Annotated in this window: 15 protein-coding genes; 7 read left to right on the forward strand and 8 right to left on the reverse strand. The window is 66.1% G+C overall.

Going from position 1 to position 18,225, the window contains the following annotated elements; translation table 11 throughout:
- Window positions 1–85 precede the first annotated feature (85 nt).
- Window positions 86–3,337 carry a UPF0182 family membrane protein gene (locus tag OU11_RS01630; RefSeq protein ID WP_033514116.1) on the reverse strand — a complete coding sequence of 1,084 codons (3,252 nt, stop codon included), beginning with the start codon at window positions 3,335–3,337 and terminating at the stop codon, window positions 86–88.
- 154 nt (window positions 3,338–3,491) lie between these two features.
- Between OU11_RS01630 and OU11_RS01635 the strand changes: the two genes are divergently transcribed.
- Complete coding sequence (locus tag OU11_RS01635; RefSeq protein WP_052122542.1) at window positions 3,492–4,802, forward strand: glycoside hydrolase family 3 N-terminal domain-containing protein; 1,311 nt, start codon at window positions 3,492–3,494, stop codon at window positions 4,800–4,802.
- Between the two features lie 75 nt (window positions 4,803–4,877).
- Here the strand turns inward: OU11_RS01635 and OU11_RS01640 are convergent, their stop codons facing one another.
- A complete protein-coding gene (locus OU11_RS01640) occupies window positions 4,878–5,792 on the reverse strand; it encodes a LysR family transcriptional regulator (protein WP_206538214.1) in 915 nt (304 codons plus the stop codon).
- A 208-nt stretch (window positions 5,793–6,000) separates the two neighbouring features.
- On the opposite strand from OU11_RS01640, the gene OU11_RS01645 reads away from it, so the two are divergent.
- The 5 genes from OU11_RS01645 to OU11_RS01665 all read left to right on the forward strand — a co-directional run bounded on the left by OU11_RS01645 (window position 6,001) and on the right by OU11_RS01665 (window position 11,136).
- Entirely contained in the window at window positions 6,001–6,501 is a 501-nt protein-coding gene (locus OU11_RS01645) for a cyclophilin-like fold protein (RefSeq protein WP_206538215.1), read from the forward strand.
- Window positions 6,502–6,680: 179 nt separating this feature from the next.
- Window positions 6,681–7,568 (forward strand): DUF3737 family protein, encoded by an 888-nt coding sequence (locus tag OU11_RS01650; protein ID WP_033514268.1) that lies wholly within the window; start codon window positions 6,681–6,683, stop codon window positions 7,566–7,568.
- A 94-nt stretch (window positions 7,569–7,662) separates the two neighbouring features.
- Entirely contained in the window at window positions 7,663–8,847 is a 1,185-nt protein-coding gene (locus OU11_RS01655; protein ID WP_033514118.1) for a MalY/PatB family protein, read from the forward strand.
- A 103-nt stretch (window positions 8,848–8,950) separates the two neighbouring features.
- On the forward strand, window positions 8,951–10,345 hold the full coding sequence (gene brnQ, locus OU11_RS01660) for a branched-chain amino acid transport system II carrier protein (RefSeq protein WP_052122543.1): 1,395 nt from the start codon (window positions 8,951–8,953) through the stop codon (window positions 10,343–10,345).
- A 146-nt stretch (window positions 10,346–10,491) separates the two neighbouring features.
- Window positions 10,492–11,136 carry a YitT family protein gene (locus OU11_RS01665; RefSeq protein ID WP_033514269.1) on the forward strand — a complete coding sequence of 215 codons (645 nt, stop codon included), beginning with the start codon at window positions 10,492–10,494 and terminating at the stop codon, window positions 11,134–11,136.
- A 36-nt stretch (window positions 11,137–11,172) separates the two neighbouring features.
- Here the strand turns inward: OU11_RS01665 and OU11_RS01670 are convergent, their stop codons facing one another.
- From OU11_RS01670 to OU11_RS01695, 6 genes are all read right to left on the reverse strand, one after another.
- Window positions 11,173–11,820: an ABC transporter ATP-binding protein gene (locus OU11_RS01670; RefSeq protein ID WP_033514121.1), complete on the reverse strand. Its 648-nt coding sequence runs from the start codon at window positions 11,818–11,820 to the stop codon at window positions 11,173–11,175.
- A gap of 51 nt (window positions 11,821–11,871) precedes the next feature.
- On the reverse strand, window positions 11,872–13,425 hold the full coding sequence (locus OU11_RS01675) for an FtsX-like permease family protein (RefSeq protein WP_033514123.1): 1,554 nt from the start codon (window positions 13,423–13,425) through the stop codon (window positions 11,872–11,874).
- A 63-nt stretch (window positions 13,426–13,488) separates the two neighbouring features.
- On the reverse strand, window positions 13,489–14,898 hold the full coding sequence (locus OU11_RS01680) for a sensor histidine kinase (RefSeq protein ID WP_033514124.1): 1,410 nt from the start codon (window positions 14,896–14,898) through the stop codon (window positions 13,489–13,491).
- A complete protein-coding gene (locus OU11_RS01685) occupies window positions 14,891–15,661 on the reverse strand; it encodes a response regulator transcription factor (RefSeq protein ID WP_033514125.1) in 771 nt (256 codons plus the stop codon). Before OU11_RS01685 ends, OU11_RS01680 begins: the two co-directional genes overlap by 8 nt.
- A gap of 193 nt (window positions 15,662–15,854) precedes the next feature.
- Window positions 15,855–16,274 carry a cupin domain-containing protein gene (locus OU11_RS01690; protein ID WP_033514270.1) on the reverse strand — a complete coding sequence of 140 codons (420 nt, stop codon included), beginning with the start codon at window positions 16,272–16,274 and terminating at the stop codon, window positions 15,855–15,857.
- Between the two features lie 135 nt (window positions 16,275–16,409).
- A complete protein-coding gene (locus tag OU11_RS01695; RefSeq protein WP_033514126.1) occupies window positions 16,410–17,108 on the reverse strand; it encodes an SDR family oxidoreductase in 699 nt (232 codons plus the stop codon).
- Window positions 17,109–17,375: 267 nt separating this feature from the next.
- On the opposite strand from OU11_RS01695, the gene OU11_RS01700 reads away from it, so the two are divergent.
- Window positions 17,376–18,224 carry an ABC transporter ATP-binding protein gene (locus OU11_RS01700; protein ID WP_052122545.1) on the forward strand — a complete coding sequence of 283 codons (849 nt, stop codon included), beginning with the start codon at window positions 17,376–17,378 and terminating at the stop codon, window positions 18,222–18,224.
- The last annotated feature ends 1 nt before the right edge of the window (window position 18,225 follow it).

The raw sequence follows: 18,225 nt of genomic DNA on the forward strand, positions 1-18,225 counted from the left end.
TCGGCGTGTCGATGGACGGGTCCCCGGATACGACTGTGGGGCGCGGCAAGCACCACGCCCCACAGGATCTGTCAGCGGGAATCGGTCAGTTCCCCAGCTCCAGCGCCTTGTTGATGGCCTCCTCCAGACGGTCCTGGGCCTCGCCGTAGGCGGTCCAGTCGCCGTCCTTCATGGCCGCGTCCGAATCCTTCATGGCCTGGGCGGCGTCGTTCAGGGCTGCCTTCAGGTCCGCGGATGTCGCGCCGGAGGTGCCCTTGTCGGATGACGGATCGCCACCCGTCGCACCGGACGTGCCCTTGTCAGACATGCCGTCACCCGTCGTGCCGGACGAGCCGTCGGACGACGCGGACGAATCATCGCCGCTCGATGATTCCTCGGTTTCGCCGACGTTCTCGGCGTCGCCGGCCGAGGCGCCCGAATCGCCGCCGAACACCTGGTCGAGGGCCTCGTCCAGCGTATCGGCGAAGCCGACCTGGTCGCCGAAGGCCACGAGCACCTTCTGCAGCATCGGATAGCTGGTCGCGCCGCTGGAGCGCACATATACCGGCTGCACGTACACCAGGCCGCCGCCGAGCGGCAGGGTCAGCAGGTTGCCGCGCTCCACGCTGGTGGACCCGGATTCGAGCAGGTTGAGCTCGCGGGACACGTCCGCGTTCGCGTTGAAGTTGTTCTGCGCCTGGCCCGGACCCGGCACGTTGGAGGATTGCGGCAGCTCCTGCAGGCGGATCGTGCCGTAGTGCTCGCCGATCACGCCCGCCTCGTTGCCGGCATCCGAATCCACGGACAGGAATCCGGTCAGGATCTCGCGGGTGGAGGAACCGGCCGGGATGTAGGTGGAGGTCAGCGAGAACACGGGCTCGCTGCTGCCGCCGGTCTGCAACGTCAGATAGTACGGCGGCTGCAGCACGGACTGGCCCTGCGCCTGCGCGCTCTGGGATACGGTCGGGTCCTTCGGCGTCTGCCAGAAGTCCTCGCCGGAGAAGAACTGGCTGGCGCTGGAGACGTGGTACCGCTCGAGCAGCTGGCGCTGCACCTTGAACAGACTCTCCGGGTAGCGCATATGGCTCATCAGGTCGCCCGATATCTCGGAGAGCGGGTGGTACTGCCCCGGGAAGATCTGCTGCCAGGCCTTGATGATCGGATCGTCCTCGTCCCACACGTACAGGTCCACCGATCCGTCGTACGCGTCGACGGTGGCCTTGACCGAGTTGCGGATGTAGTTGGCCTGCTGCGAGTTGAGCCCTTGCACGGTCTGCGAGGTTTCGGTGGTCGAATCCTCGGTGGCGGCGCCCAGATCGGTCATCTGCGAATACGGGTAGGCGTCGGAGGTCGTGTAGCCATCGATGATCCACTTGACGCGGCCGTCGACCACGGCCGGGTAGACGCGGCCGTCGAGCGTCAGGTACGGGGCCACCTTGGCGACGCGTTCGCGCGGGCTGCGGTCGTACAGGATCTGCGACTCGGAGGTCACACGATCGGAGAACAGGATCTGCTCGGAGCCGAAGCGCACCGCGTACAGCAGTCGGGAGAAGATGTTGCCGACCGACGGGCCGCCGTCGCCGTCGAAGGTGTTCGTGGCGCCCTCGTCCGAACCGGTCGGGTAGTCGAACTCCCAGGATTCGGTGCCCTCCGGCGCGCCGACGATCGAATACTCGGTGGCGTTCGGCGAGAAGTAGATGCGCGGCTCGTACTGTTCGGATTCGGTCAGCGCGCCCTGCGTGGGGATGCCGTATTCGAAGAACTCGGGCTGGCCGTCGGCCGTGACCTTGTTGCCGTAGGCGGCCACGATGCCGTAGCCGTGCGTGTACACGGTGTGGTCGTTGACCCAGTTGCGGTTGTCGAGGCCGCTCAGGTCGAGTTCGCGCGCGGCGATGACCGTGTCCTGGCTGACGCCATCCACGTCGTACTTGTCGACGGCGAGCGTGTCGGCGAACGTATAGTACTGGCGCGACTGCTGCAGCTGCTTGAAGGTCGGCGAGACGATCTGCGGGTCGAGCAGTCGGATCTGCGCGGTCGATTCGGCCGACGCGGACAGTGCGCCCGCCTCGCCCTCGGTGGTAGCGTCGTACTGTTCGACGGCGATGTCGTCGAGTCCGTACGCCTGCTTGGTGGCCGCGATGTTGCGTTCGATGTAGGTCGACTCCATCTCCTGCGCGTTCGGATCGACGCGGAAGCGCTGCAGCACGACCGGCCAGACGCCGGTGAGCAGCACGGCGGCGACCACGACGACGGCGACGGAAACCACCGGCACACGCCAGGCCTTGAGCGCCGTGATCGCGCGGACGCCGAGCGGGGCGCTGCCCTCCAGCGCATGCGAGGTCATCAGCCACACGCCCAGCACCACGCCGAGGATGGCGACCAGCGCCGCCATGACGAAGGTGACGGGGATTGTGGCATGCACCGAGGTGTAGGCGGCGCCGGTGAACCGGTCGCCCTGCGTGGTCAGATGGCCGAACACGCCCATGGCCAGTTGCACGGCGAACGCGAACATGTTGAGCATGAGCCAGACGCCCAGCTGGCGGCGGGCGCGCTTGGTGATGGCGAACAGCCCGCGTCCGTCGACCGGCATCGTGATGCGGATGCCGCCCATCAGCACGTGGGTGATCACCGAGAACACGATGCCGACGAGCAGCAGCGTGGACACGGCGCCCATGATCAGTTTGAGGCCGGGAAGGATGAAGACGTAGAACCCGTTGTCGAGCCCGAACTGCGGGTCGGTGGTGCCGAAGCTCTGGGCGTTGAACATGAGCAGGATGTCGGACCAGTTGGCGTTGAACTGCGAGCCGAACACCGCGCCCACCACCAGCGCCACGATAACCGCCACCATGCGGGCGTGCTTGGAGCTGATGCCGTTGGCGATCTCCACCACGTCACCGTGGATGCGCACCGTCGAGCCGTCGGCGTCGGCCGGACGCGCATGGATGGCCAACGTGGCCGACAGGAATCCGACCGCCGCCACCAGCAGAGCATAGGCCACCCATACGCCGACGCGCACGCCCAGCTGGGTCCAGATCACGCTCTGGAAACCGAGCTGCCCATACCACATCAGGTCGGTGATGAACCGCGACAGGCCGAAGAACAGGCCGACGATGACGGCCAGTGCCAGCACGATGCCGATGAGGATGCGGTTGCCGGCGCCGGACCGGCGCGGACGTTCCGGCCGCCGCGTGATCCGCGGCCCGGAAGGCCTGCTCGGAGGCGGGGTGCGACGCGAGGCGTCGTCTCCATCCGCCTCCACGTTGATGATTACCGGATCGTCGTCGGCGCCGGTATCGCCACGGCGACGCGGATCATCGTCAGGATCGAACATCATGCCAAACGCATCGAAAAAAGACATGCGTCCAGCCTACCGGGTGGTTCGGAAGTACTCGGCCAGCGGAATGTTCCCCTTTCATGCCATACGACCGGCCGCGCCGCCCCTGGCGGAACCCGCGGCAACACAGTGGTTTTACGTCCTCGATGGAATAATCGGGGGTATGGAGGAACCCGCAATGCATCATAGTCGTACAGGAGCGCCCGGCAAGGCCCGGCGTTGGCCCGTCGTCGTGGCGGTGGTCTGCGTATTGGCCGTACTGGCGGCCGCCGTATATTGGTGGGCCGTGGCACGCCCCTCGCAGGAGCCGTCCGTTCCGCCGTCGGCGTCGGCCCCCGCCGGCGGGGACGATGAGACGCAGAACGGCGAGGATCCGGCCGGAACCGACGACGACACGGCACCCGTCGACGAGGACGCCGACAAGGAGCCGATCCCCGAGCCCGACGATAATTCCCCGCAGGCCAAGGCGCAGCGCGCAGTCGAGGCGATGAGCATCGAGGAGCGCGTCGGCCAGCTGGTCATGGCTCCGCTGTATGCGGGCACGGACCCCTCGGCCCTGTACGATCTGATCGCCAACCAGCATGTCGGATCGGTGCTGATCATCGGCAACTGGTGGTCCGGCACCGACGGCGTGCGGCAGGCCACCGATGCGCTGCAGTCCTATGCGCCCGAGAACAACCGGCTGCTGATGACCACCGACCAGGAGGGCGGATTGGTGCAACATCTGCAGGGCCCCGGTTTCGACTCGATGCCGACGGCGCTCGACCAGGGCATGATGAGCACCGAGGTGCTGCGCCAGTCGGCCTCCGTATGGGGGTCGCAGCTCAACCAGGCCGGCATCAACGTGGACCTGGCCCCCGTGGTGGGCACGGTGACCGTGGACAGGAACGCGAACGCCCCGATCGGCGCGCTGTACCGCGATTTCGGCCTGGACGCGCAGGGCAACGCCGAACATGCCATCGCCTTCATCGACGGCATGCGGGATTCCGGCGTGCAGTCGGTCATCAAGCACTTCCCCGGATTGGGCGGCGTGACCGGCAACACCGACTTCACCGCCAGCGGCATCCTGGACACCACGACCACGCTCGACGGTCCGGAGGTCGAAGCCTTCATCACGGCATTGGAGGCCGACCCCGCGATGGTGATGATGTCGCTCGCGACGTACCAGCAGATCGACCCGGACAATCCCGCCGCGTTCTCGTCGACGCTGATCGACGGGTATCTGCGCGACACGATCGGCTATGACGGCGTGATCACGTCCGATTCGCTCTCCGCCGCGGCGTTGGGCGCGTTTGAGCCCCGGGAGATCGGCGTGCGCTTCGTGGAAGCCGGGGCCGATCTGGCCTGCATCGGCGCCAGCGAGTACGTGCAGCCAATCCTGGATGGACTCAACGAGCGCGCGGCCTCCGACCAGGCGTTCGCCGAGAAGGTGACCCGTTCCGCCATCCGCGTGATGACGCTCAAATACGAGATGGGTCTGGCGCAGTAACCGCTCACACCCGCATATTCGGGAAATGCAGCCGCATGAACCCGTCGCCGAAATGCGCGTCGATGGGGATTGGCGTCAGCGCGCCCAATCGGCGAGCTCCTCGCGCAACGCCTGCAGGAAGCAGGCCGCCACACGGGTGAACCGGCGGTCGGATTTCCACACCACATTGAGCCGGGCCTCCAGGCGCGGGCTGAGCGGACGGAACGTGAGGTTGGTGTCCCCCGTCACGTTGACGATGCGGTCAAGGCACAGCGCATAGCCCAGCCCTTCCGAAACCATCAGCGCACCGTTGTTCAGCAGATTGTAGGTGCCGACGACCCGCAGGTCGCTCTGCCCCATCCCGCTCCAGGCGCCGAATTCACGGTCGAAGCGGGTCTCCTGGGATACGATGAGCGGCAACCCCTTGAGGTCGTCGACGGTGATCGACTCCCGTGCGGCCAGGGGGTCGTCGCGTCGCATCATCACGCCCCAGACATCGCGGACGGGCAGGGTGATATACGCGTACTTGGTCGTGTCATACGGTTCAAACAGCAGCGCGAAGTCAAGCAATCCCGAATCCAGACGCGAGGTGACATCCTCGGTGTTGCCTGAATAGATATGGAACCGGGTCTGCGGGTAGCAGGAGGTCATCGCCCGCGCGGCGCGCGCCAGCAGACGCATCGCATCGGTCTCCCCCGCGCCGATGTACACCGGACCGCCGACCGGCTCCTCCATCGAGGTGATCTCCGCCTCCGCACGGTCCGCCAACGTCACGATCTCCTCAGCGCGTTCGCGCAACAGCTCCCCCTCCGGGGTGAGCGTGATCGTCCGACTGCCGCGTTCGAACAGCGTGCAGCCGAGCCTGGATTCGAACTCGCGCAACTGACGGGACAGCGACGGCTGCGACATGCCGAGGTATTCGGCGGCACCGGTGATGCTCTGCTCCTCCACCACCGCCAGGAAATACCGCAAAATCCGCAGCTCCATGCCGCCATTGCGGTTATGCGCCATCACGGCCTCCTGAATGATTTCCCGGGAACGGCGCTTGCACGGGCCGAGTGCATCAGATCGAATCCAATGCGCCGGACCCCACTGTCGGGTGTCGGCCCCACGTCGCTCCCATACCAAACAAGTATATATTTCCATTGCACATAGACATTTGATATGGATTCCGTCATTCCGTATCCTGCAGAACATCGCTTCACGGAAAGGAGCGCCAATGACCAGACTCACAGCAACGGCACGCGCCATCGCCGCGATGACGGCCGCCGTCGCATTCGCCCTTGCGGCCTCGTGCTCATCAACCCCGTCAGCCGACTCCACAACCGGCGGCGCACACACCATCGAACAGGACACCGACATGACCATCATCGACATTGACATCGACGGCACCACGTTCACGGCGCACTTGGAGGACAACGCCACCGCACGGGCCTTCCTCGACCTGCTGCCGACGACCCTGACCATGGACGAGCTCAACGGTAACGAGAAGTACCACTACCTGGACAGTCCCCTGCCCTCGGAACCGCAACGCGTCGGCACGATCCACGCGGGCGACATCATGCTCTACGGCAGCGACTGCATCGTGCTGTTCTACCAGACCTTCCGCACCCCGTATTCCTATACGCGCATCGGCTCGATCGCCGACCCCGGGCGACTGTCCAACGCGCTCGGCGCCGGCACTGCGTCGGTGACCTTCTCGCCGGAACAGGCGGCATAAGACGTTCAGCACCATACCGCCGCGCCATATGACGACGCGGACCGGACACGACCCATCCCATGCCCATTTGGCATGAATGCCACTCAACCCAAGCATTTGCGCATCATCCTCGCCGGGGTTATCATCCCGAGCAGCGTTACTGACTACAATCCCGACTCCCCATCACGAATGGACGTATGATGACCGAACCCACCAACCCCAACAACGGCAAGGCCGCCGGCACCGCCGATCGCGTCGAGCAGGGGTATCTGACCGGCGAACGCGCGGCGTTCGCCGCCGACGGCGTGACCTACGTCGACACGATTTTCGCCGAAGGCGAATCCCCGCTCAAGCATGCCCGGAACATCGCGCTGATCGACAGTTCCTTCCAGTGGAAGTATCCGCTGTGGTACTGCAAGGACGTGACCGTGCGCGGCTGCACCTGGTTCGAGATGGGCCGCGCCGGCGTGTGGTACACGGACGACATCACCGTGGAGGACTCCACCGTGGTCGCCCCGAAGAACTTCCGCCGCTGCAACGGCGTGACGCTGCGGCATGTGGAGTTCCCGAACGCCGAGGAGACCCTGTGGTCCTGCCGCGACGTGACGTTGGACGACGTGACCGTGCACGGCGACTACTTCGCGATGAACTGCGAGGACATGAAGGTCGATGGCCTGCGCCTGGTCGGCGGGTACTCGTTCGACGGCGCAAGGAACGTGGAGATCGCCAATTCGCGGCTCATCACCAAGGACGCGTTCTGGAACTCGGAGAACGTGACCGTGCGCGACTCGTTCATCACCAGCGAGTACCTGGGGTGGAACGCCCGGAACCTCACGCTGATCAACTGCACGATCGAGAGCCTGCAGGGCCTGTGCTACATCGACAATCTGGTGATGCGCGGCTGCCGGCTCAACCATACGAACCTGGCGTTCGAGTATTCGACGGTCGACGCCGAGATCGAGGGTCATATCGACAGCGTGTTCAACCCGGCGGGCGGCCGCATCAAGGCCGGATCGATCGGCGAGATCACGCTGGATCCGGCGCGCATCGACCCCGCGGCCACCGTCATCGAGACCACGGACCGCTGAGCGATTCCCGCGATGCGCGACGTATCCGCCTTGCCGTCGCGCACCAGCATGCGGCATCACGACAGGGCGCCCGTACCAGCCGACAGGAGAACCGATGACCTACGATTTCGACGTCCTGACCGACCGTTCCGGCACCTACTCGCTGAAGTGGGAGGAAGCCGGCGACGCGCTGCCGATGTGGGTGGCCGACATGGATTTTGAGACCGCGCCCCCGATCCGCGAGGCGATGCGCCGCAGGCTGGAGCACGGCGTCTTCGGCTATTCGATCGTGCCCGACGAGTGGGCGGACGCCTACATCGGCTGGTGGCGGGACCGCCACGGCGTGACCTTCGAGCGTGAGTCGCTGATCTTCTGCACCGGCGTGATCCCGGCCCTCTCCAGCATGGTGCGCAAGCTGACCACACCGGCCGAGAACGTGGTCATCCAGACGCCCGTGTACAACATCTTCTTCAACTCGATCCTCAACAACGGCCGTAATGCGCTTGAGGCGCCGCTCGTCTACGACGCCGAGGCCTCCCGCTACTCGATCGACTGGGAGGACCTGGAACGCAAGCTCGCCGACCCGCAGACCACGCTGATGATCCTGTGCAACCCGCACAACCCCTCCGGCCAGATCTGGGACCGCGACACCCTGGCGCGCATCGGCGAACTGTGCTGGACGCACCATGTGACGGTGGTCAGCGACGAAATCCACTGCGACCTGACCGACCCCGGGTACGACTACGTGCCGTTCTCCTCGGTGAGCGAGCATTGCCGGATGAACTCGGTGACCTGCATCGCACCGACCAAGACGTTCAACCTTGCGGGTTTGCAGACCGCGGCCGTCATGGTGCCGGATCCCGTATTACGGCACAAGGTGTGGCGCGGCCTGAACACCGATGAGGTGGCCGAACCGAACGCCTTCGCGATCACGGCGGCCGTCGCCGCGTTCACCGGGGGCGCCCCCTGGCTCGACGAACTGCGCGCGTATCTGGCGGAGAACAAGCGCGCGGTCCGCGCCGCCATCGACGGGTACAACGCATCGGCCGACCCTGCGCGACGGGTTTCGCTGGTCGAGGGCGACGCCACGTACCTGCTGTGGCTCGACTGCTCGGCGTTGACCGACGATACGGAACGGCTGTGCGACCATCTGCTCGCCGATCAGGGGCTCATGCTCTCCCCCGGCGCCCAGTTCGGCGGCAACGGACGGTATTTCGTCCGCATCAACGCGGCGACGCAGCGCGCGCGTGTGGACGAGGGCATGCGACGGCTGGTGGCCGGCCTGCGTTCGTTCCGCTGACGACACACCGGGTCTTACCGATGCGATCGCGGCCGGCGCACTCCGATGCGGGGCGCGCCGGCCGATTCCACCATTCGGACGGGGGCGTACTACGGTAGTGCTCATGAGAGAAGACACCGAGGAGCCATTGGCGGCCAACGCCACGCGGGAACGCCTGGATTCCCGCAGCCGCATCCTGATCACGTTCACCTTCTTTTCCATGTTCTTCGGCGCGGCGAACCTGATCTTCCCGCCGTTCCTCGGCGCGCAGGCCGGCTCGGCCACACCGCTGGGCGCCATCGGGTTCATCATCTCCGCCGTCGGCCTGCCGGTGCTCGGCGTGCTGGCGGTCTCCTCCGCCGGCGGGTTCGAATATCTGGCCGACCGTGTCTCCCCGAAGTTCGCCATCGTGCTGGCGCTGGCCATCATCCTGACCATCGGCCCCTGCTTCGCCATTCCGCGCACCGCCACCACGTCCTTCGAGATGATGGTGGTCCCGTTCACCCCCGGCGTCCCCACCTGGATCACGCAGCTGGTCTATTCGGCGGTGTTCTTCATCCTGTCGTTCTTCCTCGCGCAGCGTCCGGAGATCCTTTCGAAAACCCTTGGCCGGTTCATGGGCCCGCTGCTGCTCGCCATGATCGCCGTGCTGTTCGTCGCCTGCCTGATCATGCCGCATGACGGCTTCCCCTCACCCAGCGGCGACTACGCGCAGCTGCAGCTGTCCCGCGGATTCCTAGACGGATATCAGACCATGGATCTGCTGGCCGCGCTGTATTTCGGCATCGTCATCTCCGCCAACGTCAGGCAGATGGGCATCACGAGCGTCTCCCAGAACCGGCGCGAAACCGGGTATGCGGGGCTGGGCACCGGCATGCTGCTCATCATCATCTACGGCGCGCTTGCCTTCATCGGCATGGTTTCCGGTTCGATCGCCTCGGTCGACCCCGCCACCGACACCGGCGCCACCGTGCTGACGAACCTTTCGCACGCCGCGTTCGGACCGGTGGGCACCGCGTTCATCGGCGTCATCTTCGTCATCGCCTGTTTCAACGTCTGCACGGGACTGATCTCCACCTGCGGCACGTTCTTCCACAACCATTTCCCCACCGTAATGGGGCATCCGGTCTCCTACCGCGTCTGGAGCGCCGTCTTCGCCGCGTTCAGCTTCCTGGTCTCCAACGCCGGCCTCAACACCATCATCAAGGTGTCAGTGCCGGTGCTGTCGGCGCTGTACCCGATCGCCATCGTGCTGGTGGTGCTCTCGCTCGTCCACGGCGTATTCTCGGAACGTTTCCCGCGCGTCTACTTCTGGGCGGTGCTGCTGGCCGGCGTCGTCAGCATCATCAACTGCCTCGCCGAGCTCATCACGCTGCTCGGCGTGTCGTTCGGCTGGCTGGACGCGCTGGTCGGCGCCATCCCGTTCAACGACTTGCAGATCGGATGGCTGATCCCCGCGCTGATCGGCGTGGTCGTCGGCATCGTCGACAGCCGGCTGCGAGAACGGCAACGAGCATAATCCCGTCGTCCGCCCTCGGCGTTCGCAGGCGGACATGCTAGACTGCTATGTCGGCCGGCATGACCGATCCGGCCGACAAGCATTATTACCTTCGATTCGCATCTGCAAGGGACGTGATATCCATGCCATGGGCCAAGGTCCACGACATGTTGCGGAAGATCCCCGAAACGCTGACGTTCAGGCGCATCCTGCTCATCATGCTGGGCACCGCCATCGCCACGTTCGGCCTGCACAACATCCACCAACGCGTCGACATCACCGAAGGCGGCGTGCTCGGCATGCTGCTCCTGCTCGACCATTGGTTCGGCATCCCGCCATCCATCACCACCCCGGCGCTGGACATCACCTGCTACCTGCTGGCGTGGCGGTTCCTCGGCAGCCGATTCATCCTGCTGTCGATCGTCTCGACCACGTCGATGTCCCTGTTCTTCGGATTGTGGGACCTGTTCCCGCCGATGCTGCCCGACCTGTCCGGCATGCCGCTGCTGGCGGCGCTGCTGGGCGGCGCGTTCGTCGGCATCGGCGTCGGACTGGTGGTGCGCCAGGGCGGCTCCAGCGGCGGCGATGACGCGCTGGCGCTCGTCATCTCGCATCTGACACATTGGCGTCTGGCACGCGCCTACCTGTTCACCGACCTGACCGTACTGGGATTGTCGCTGACCTATATCCCGGTGCAGCGCATCGCCTTCTCGCTGGTCACGGTGTTCGTCTCGTCGTTCCTCATCGACATCGTCAAGGACGGCGTGCCGGACGCAATGCGTTCGTTGCTGCCCAAGCGCCGCAACGGCTGACCGCCGCCCGTGACGCGAAGGCCACGGATGAGGCAATCAGCGGATCCGCTTGAGATGCCCGTGGTTCAGCCGCAGCACCGCATCCGCGTGGGCGGCGAATCGTTCGGAGTGGGTGACGGCGATCACGCACATGCCGTGCTCATGGGCGTTGCCGGCCAGCAGCGCGGCGATGGCTTCGGCGTTGTCGGCGTCGAGGCTACCGGTTGGCTCATCCGCCAGCAGCACCTTGGTGCCGGCCGCGAGCGCCCGTGCGATGGCGACGCGCTGCCGCTGCCCGCCCGACAGCTGCGTCACGCCGCGCCGCATATCCTCGGCGTCGAGTCCCACCGCGTCGAGCAGTTCACGGGCGCGAGCGCGGTCGGCGACCAGCGCGACGTTCTCGATGGCGTTCAGGTAGTCGATGAGGTTGAACTCCTGAAAGACGAACGAGACGTGGCGGCGGCGGTGCGCGACAAGCCCGCCCGCGGTCAGCGGCCGGCCGTCATAGACGATGCGCCCCGCGTCGGGCAGATCGAGGCCGCCGAGCAGCGCGAGCAGCGTGCTTTTGCCGACACCGGACGGGCCGACCACGGCGGTCATGACCCCGGGCTCGAATCCGGCGCTGACGTTGCGCAGCACGGTGCGCGTGCGGCCATGACCGTCCTCATAGGCATAGGTGACGTTGTCGAGTGCGATGATCGCCATCGGTGAACTCCTTTCGCATACGAATTGCTTGTGGCTGGGATCGGATCGGGGTCACGACATGGCGGCGAGGATGTCCTTGGGGCGGCGGCGCATCAGCACCATGCTCGACAGGCCGACCGACACGGCGACCAGCGCCAGGCCGAGCCCGTACAGGCCGGCGATGGTCCAGCCATCGATGACGACGTGGATGCTGCCCATGTCGGCGTTCGGCGTGAAGCTGGGCGACATCATGTCGCTGTTGGCCACGGTCATGCCGTCCTTCGAGGTGAGCCCGCCGCCCGTGCCGCCCGTGCCGTCTCCCGTGCCGGCGCGTGACATGCCGAGCAACCCGTCTCCGACGAATTGTCCGATCATCGCGCCGATCGGCACGCTCAACGCGAACGCGACGACGGCCACGAGCGCCGCCTCTACCAGATACTGCGAGAGGATCGCCCAGCGGCCGAAGCCGAGCGAGAGCAGCACGCCGCTCTCGTGCATGCGCTCCTTGACGCGCGAGGCGAGCACCAGACAGAGGATCACCATGCCGGCCACCAATGCGAGCACGACGAGCGCGAGCACCAGAGCATCGAGGTTGCGCAGCGGTTCGGATACGGCATCGGCGTCCGCCGTGTCCTGGCTGACCACATACTGGCCGCCCGACAGTTCGTCGAGCGCCCGCACGCGGGCGGCGATGTCGGCCGTGCGCTCGGGATCGGTCACGTAGAAGCTCACCTTGTCGAATCCTTCCTCGGCGGTGCCTTCGCGTGAGTGGTCGACCACGTCCATGGTGGTGAACATCGCGTTGGTCATCGACCAGTTGCTGGTCAGCGCGCTGGATTTCGCGGTCTGGTCGAACAGGCCGACGATGCGTACGGGCGTGCGCGTCCGCTCGACGGTGGTGCCGCTCATCTGCGCGTGGACGGTGGCACGCCGCAGCACGATCGTGTCGCCGATCCGCAAACCGTTGCGTTCGGCGAGCTGCGAGCCGATCAGCACGTCGCCGACCACGCCGTCGTCCGTCCCGACACCCGTCCCGGCGTCCGCGTCGTCATCCGATCCGTCCCGCTCAGTCCCCGCACGCGCGGCCGGGTCGATCACCGGCTCCCCGTCGGCGAGCACGAGATACCCCTTGGCGAAATTCGCATCGAACCGCGAGTCGGTGCCGCCGATGACGGTTACCGTGTCGCCGAAGTCGTCGGTCGAGAACGCCTGTTCGCTGGCCGGGTCGGTGCCCGAGCCGTCGTCGATGAGCTTCAGTGTCCGGCCGTCCGTGGTCTCCGGCACCAGCACCTGCTCGGTCGTCGCGTCACAGCCGCGGATGCCCTGGACCTGCGTCATCACCCTGCCGCACAGTTCGGCGGTGATCGGCTTGCCCGCGAACACCTGCTGATAGCCCATGCCCTCGATCTGCCGGTTGGTCCAGTTGTCGGGGTTCGATTCGTCCTGTTCGATGGTGAACACCCCGCCGAGCGCCTGCCGTATCGCCTGCTGCGCATCCGCCGCCGCGCCACGCACCGCCAATCCGGTCAGCGTCGTCGTGGCGACGACGAGCAGGATGAGCAGCAGGCTGATGGTCCTGCCGCGTTTGCGCCATATATACCGCACCGCCAACGTGATGCTCCGCATGCCGTGTTCCGCCTTTCCTTCCGTGATTGATGGCGGCGGTGAGCGCGGCTCCGGGCGATTCGTTCAGTCGGCGATGGCACCGCCGCCGACCGGAGCCGCGCTCCCCGCCAACGACGATTCAACAGGATGACGGTGTGGGTTCGGTATCGTTCCGGTTTGGTGTCGGTTTGGTTCGCCGGCGTCCCCATCCGCGTCGGGCGCGGTCCCGCCCAGCCCGTCGCCCCATTCCCGCACGATCGCCGCCGGCACGACCACCCTGTACCGGAAGATTCCATCCGTCATATCGATCGACGGTGTGCAGCCCTGGGACCGGAATATCGTGTGCGCGATATGGATGCCGAGTCCCGTGCCCCCGGTGGCCGAATTGCGCGAGCCGTCCGGGCGGAAGAACGGCTCGCCCAGACGAGCCAGGTCGGCTTCGGGCAGCTGCTCCGCCCGGTTGCGGACCGTCACCGTCAGGGCGCCGGGCACCGTCTCGCAGCGGTCCGGCGCCGGAACCGTCCCTGTTTCGATGCGGACGGCGCTCCCCGGTGCCGCGTAGGCCACGGCGTTGCCGATCACCGCGTCGAAGGCCTTGTCCAGCAGGCCCAGCACGGCATGCAGCGCCGTCCCGCCGTCCACGTTGCACTCCACCGTCACACCCCTGCGGCGTGCCAACGCGTCATGCCCCTCGACTGCGTCCTCGATCAGATCGCGCAGGCGCAGCCAACGCCGTTCCCCGAGTTCGGCGGCATCCATGCGCGACACCGTCAGCGTCTGGCCGACGATGCGCTGCATCCGCTCCACGGTGCGCAAGGCGCGCGGCAGCACCGCGTCCCGGTCCGCATAGTCGCCCAGGTTCATCATCATGCCCTCGACCTGCGCGTGCAGCACGGCGACCGGGGTTTTCAACTCATGCGAGGCCGCCATGAAGAAATCGCGACGTTCGCGTTCCATCGCACGCACCACCCGCGTCTCACGGGCCAGTTCGTCATTGGCGGACGCGAGCCGCCCGTTGAGTTCGGCCAGCCGACGGTTGGCCTGCTGCATCGGGCGGATGATCAGCCGGCTGCACAGCCACGCCACCACCGCGGACAGCGCCACGATGACGCCGATCATCGGCAGAAGCAGCGTGACGAACGTATCCTCGATGGCGGCACGCTGGGCATCGACCGTGATGGATACCGCGGCCCCGGTGCCGGGCGGGTCGCCGCCCGCCTCGGCGAACGTCCACGTCGAGACGCCATCCCCCTGCATGACGTCGGCCGCACCCGCCTCGCGCGCGGCCACCACGGAGTCGAAGCCGTACGGGAACGCCCATGACACGATGCCGTAGACCAGCACACCGCACAGGCTGAACGCGGCCAGCAGCCCCACGAACAGCCTCACCGACAGGCGGCCGACCGCACGTCGCACCCAGCCGGCGAACCGCGCCGGGGCATGCGCGGCAGACCGATCCCGATCGCCCGGCTCGACTTTCCCGCGCTCAGCCATGGCGCGTCCCCGCCCGGTATCCCACGCCGCGCACCGTTTCCACGCTATCCGCTCCAAGTTTGCGGCGCAGGTTCATCACATGGATGTTGATGGCCTTGTTCCCGCAATCATCGGCGTACCCCCACACCTGCCGGGACAGCGCATCGCGGGTGAAGACACGACGCGGATGCTCGGCGAGCAACCGTATGATGTCGAATTCGGTGCGCGTCAGCGCCACGACATCGCCGCGGAGCAACACCTCATGCGACTCCGTGTCCACGATGATGTCGCCGAATCCCAGCAGGCCCCTGGCGGCAGTCCCGGTGCCGCACTCCGCTGCGGATGCGGCTATCGGAGCCCCGCCCGCCGGTCCGCCCGCAGTCGTCGGCTCGATGGCGGGTGAGGCGGCTGCATCCGACCGCGCCGCGCAACGGCGCAGCACCGCACGCACGCGTTCGCGCATCACGCTCAACGAATACGGTTTGGTCACGTAATCGTCGGCGAGCAGGGAGAACCCCTGCAACTGATGCCTCTCGTCATCAAGCGCGGTGGTCACGATAATCGGCACGTCGCTGCCGCGCCGGATCGCCTTGCAGACGGCGAACCCGTCCAGTTTCGGCAGCAGAATATCTACGATCACCAGGTCCACACGTCCCTCACGGAAACGGCACAGCCCCTGTTCCCCGTCGGCGGCCGTCAGCACGTCGTGGCCGTCATGCACGAACAGCTGTTCCAACGCGTGCAGCAGCTCCGCCTCGTCCTCGATGATCAGCAATCTTGCCATCGGCACCGTCCTTGCATCCCGCGGCGGCCCCACATCCGCCGCCGAACAGCCTATGGTACAGGACGATGATTTGGTTTTGGTTTGCACCGGGGATGCGGACGGTGAATCGCCCGGAAAACCAACGGTCCGTGCCCGCGGCGCCACCGCGGGGCACGGACCGTTATCGCTACAGCGTCCGGCTGTCCCAAGCCGTTCACTTAGAGGACTGGGCTGCCTCGGCATCGAGCGCGTAATACGTCTCGTCGTCCACCGGTTCCAGCCACTCGTTGCTCACGTCGGCGCCCGGAATCATGATCGCCAGATGCGCGAACGAGGCGTGCGGCGTGGCGCCGTGCCAGTGCTTGGTCCCGGCGGGCACGTAGACCACGTCGCCCGGCTGCATCGTGACCACCGGTTTGCCCCACTCCTGGTAGTAGCCGACGCCGCCCACGGCGATCAGGATCTGCGGCGAGTTGTGATGGATATGCCAGTTGTTGCGGCACCCCGGTTCGAACGTGACGTTCGACAGCGCGATCTCCTTGTTCAACAATGGCGCCAGATAGCTCTGGCCGATGAAATACCGCGCGTAGGCGTCGTTCGGTTCGCCCATCGGGAACAGGCTGGGATTGTTCATGGTGTTGTCCTTCCTGATCGGCCCCGTCGAATCCGTCGGCACGGGGACGGAGCCACACGGTTCCATTCCTACCCGCATGCCCTTCGGATTGCTAATGCCGCATCAACATGGTCGTTATGCCTGTTACGCATACGATCACACGTAGTTGCGTTCGATCAGGATGTCGGAGACGGTCAGGTTCGCGTCGTTGACCAGGTTGAACAGGATGACGTTGGCGCAGTCGGCCGGGCTCATGAACGTGTGCTGCTTCTCCTCGGAGACGTAGTCGTGGCTGTCGCGGTAGAACTCGGTGTCGATGCCGCCCGGGCACACGCCCACGATCTTGACGCTGGTGCCCTTGTAGGCGGCTTTGAGGCTTTCGGTATAGCCACGCTCGCCCCACTTGGTGGCGCAGTACACGGATTCGTTGGCGTTGCCGCGCGTGGCGGCGGTGCTCATGACGTTGGCGATCTTCAGGTCGCGCTCGCCATCCGCCTTCAGCGTTTCGACGCTGAACAGGATCATGCCCTTGAGACCCTTGAGGCACTTGTCCACGTCGGCGGCTTCGTATGCGGTCGGCACCTTGAACGAGGGCTGTCCGGCGTTGTTGATCAGCAGGTCGATGTGCCCGATCGACGCGGCCTCGGCCACCGCCGCCCTGGCGAACGCCTCATCCGAGATGTCGCCGGTCAACGCCCGGTAGCGGTCGGCTCCGAACTCCACGGCGAGCTCCTCCTGACGTGCGGCGTTGAAATCCACGCCGCACACGAACCATCCCCTTTCGATCAGTTGCCGCGTGAGCTCATACCCCAGTCCCAACGCGCTGCCCGTCACGATTGCGATCCGCTTGTCCATCACGACCTCCCTGTCTTGCCGGAACCAATCGCCCTTCACTGTATCGAACCGGTACGACTCCAGCGAACGGCATGTTGCACACCCGCCATCACGGCGGAGGCGTGCCGTCCACCAGGTGCGACTCCGGCGAACGGCACGCCGTACACACCACACCTGTTGCGGGCATGCATCGCAGTCATGCATCCGTATACCCCACCATCCCATCCGCAACGGCAACATACACCCCGCATATCCCACAGCCGCATCGGCTCCGCCTACACTGAGAACATGACAGCCTTACTACGCGCCGAACACCTGTCCTGCGCATTGCCGTCGGACGGCGGCGAGCGCGCGTTGTTCCGCGACCTGTCACTGCAGGTCGAATCCGGCGAGATCGTCGATCTGACCGGCCCTTCCGGCTCCGGCAAATCCAGTCTGCTGACCGCGCTGGCGCAGCTCAATCCGCACGCGTCCGGCGATCTGACCCTGCAGGGGCGGCCCGTATCCGCCTTCACCCCGCAGCAGTGGCGCACGCAGGTCACCTACCTGCCGCAACAGGCCATCCTGACCGGACAGACCGTGGCCGAGGCGATCCGTCTGCCGTTCACGTTGGCCGTTCGCGACGGCGGCTCGAACGGTGCGGAGATCGCGGAGGACGCATATAACGGCGGCCGGAGACGTTTCCCGTCATTGCTCCGAGGTGCCGCCCACCACACGACCGATCGTTTGGACGACGCAGCGATCCGCCGGATGCTGGATGCGCTGGGCTGCGGCGACATCGAGCTGGATCGGCCGCCGCACGACCTGTCGGGCGGTCAGTCGGCGCGCGTCGCGCTGGCGCGTACGCTGCTGACCCGGCCGAAGCTGCTGCTGGCCGACGAGGTCGACGCCGGATTGGATGACGACAACGCGGCCAAGGTCGCCGCGATCATGACGCGGGCGGCGCACGAGGGTATGGCGATCATCCGCATACGGCACCGGCCACCGGACGGAGCGTCCTCACGCACGCTGGTATTGAGCGACGGTCGGCTGCATGGCAACGACGCAGCCCATGATTCAGGCAGCACCGATATACTGGCCGCCGCACATGCCGATGGTTCACGGTCCGGTACTGCGCGGCCGGAAGAGGAGGCGTGAC

This window comes from Bifidobacterium pullorum DSM 20433 (assembly GCF_000771405.1).
GTDB classification, from domain to species: Bacteria; Actinomycetota; Actinomycetes; order Actinomycetales; family Bifidobacteriaceae; genus Bifidobacterium; species Bifidobacterium pullorum.

Excerpts from the sequence above, each read along its gene's own strand:
- OU11_RS01630 (WP_033514116.1), bottom strand. The coding sequence starts at position 3,337 with ATGTCTTTTTTCGATGCGTTTGGCATGATGTTCGATCCTGACGATGAT.
- OU11_RS01635 (WP_052122542.1), top strand. The coding sequence starts at position 3,492 with ATGCATCATAGTCGTACAGGAGCGCCCGGCAAGGCCCGGCGTTGGCCC.
- OU11_RS01640 (WP_206538214.1), bottom strand. The coding sequence starts at position 5,792 with ATGGCGCATAACCGCAATGGCGGCATGGAGCTGCGGATTTTGCGGTAT.
- OU11_RS01645 (WP_206538215.1), top strand. The coding sequence starts at position 6,001 with ATGACCAGACTCACAGCAACGGCACGCGCCATCGCCGCGATGACGGCC.
- OU11_RS01650 (WP_033514268.1), top strand. The coding sequence starts at position 6,681 with ATGACCGAACCCACCAACCCCAACAACGGCAAGGCCGCCGGCACCGCC.
- OU11_RS01655 (WP_033514118.1), top strand. The coding sequence starts at position 7,663 with ATGACCTACGATTTCGACGTCCTGACCGACCGTTCCGGCACCTACTCG.
- brnQ (WP_052122543.1), top strand. The coding sequence starts at position 8,951 with ATGAGAGAAGACACCGAGGAGCCATTGGCGGCCAACGCCACGCGGGAA.
- OU11_RS01665 (WP_033514269.1), top strand. The coding sequence starts at position 10,492 with ATGTTGCGGAAGATCCCCGAAACGCTGACGTTCAGGCGCATCCTGCTC.
- OU11_RS01670 (WP_033514121.1), bottom strand. The coding sequence starts at position 11,820 with ATGGCGATCATCGCACTCGACAACGTCACCTATGCCTATGAGGACGGT.
- OU11_RS01675 (WP_033514123.1), bottom strand. The coding sequence starts at position 13,425 with ATGCGGAGCATCACGTTGGCGGTGCGGTATATATGGCGCAAACGCGGC.
- OU11_RS01680 (WP_033514124.1), bottom strand. The coding sequence starts at position 14,898 with ATGGCTGAGCGCGGGAAAGTCGAGCCGGGCGATCGGGATCGGTCTGCC.
- OU11_RS01685 (WP_033514125.1), bottom strand. The coding sequence starts at position 15,661 with ATGGCAAGATTGCTGATCATCGAGGACGAGGCGGAGCTGCTGCACGCG.
- OU11_RS01690 (WP_033514270.1), bottom strand. The coding sequence starts at position 16,274 with ATGAACAATCCCAGCCTGTTCCCGATGGGCGAACCGAACGACGCCTAC.
- OU11_RS01695 (WP_033514126.1), bottom strand. The coding sequence starts at position 17,108 with ATGGACAAGCGGATCGCAATCGTGACGGGCAGCGCGTTGGGACTGGGG.
- OU11_RS01700 (WP_052122545.1), top strand. The coding sequence starts at position 17,376 with ATGACAGCCTTACTACGCGCCGAACACCTGTCCTGCGCATTGCCGTCG.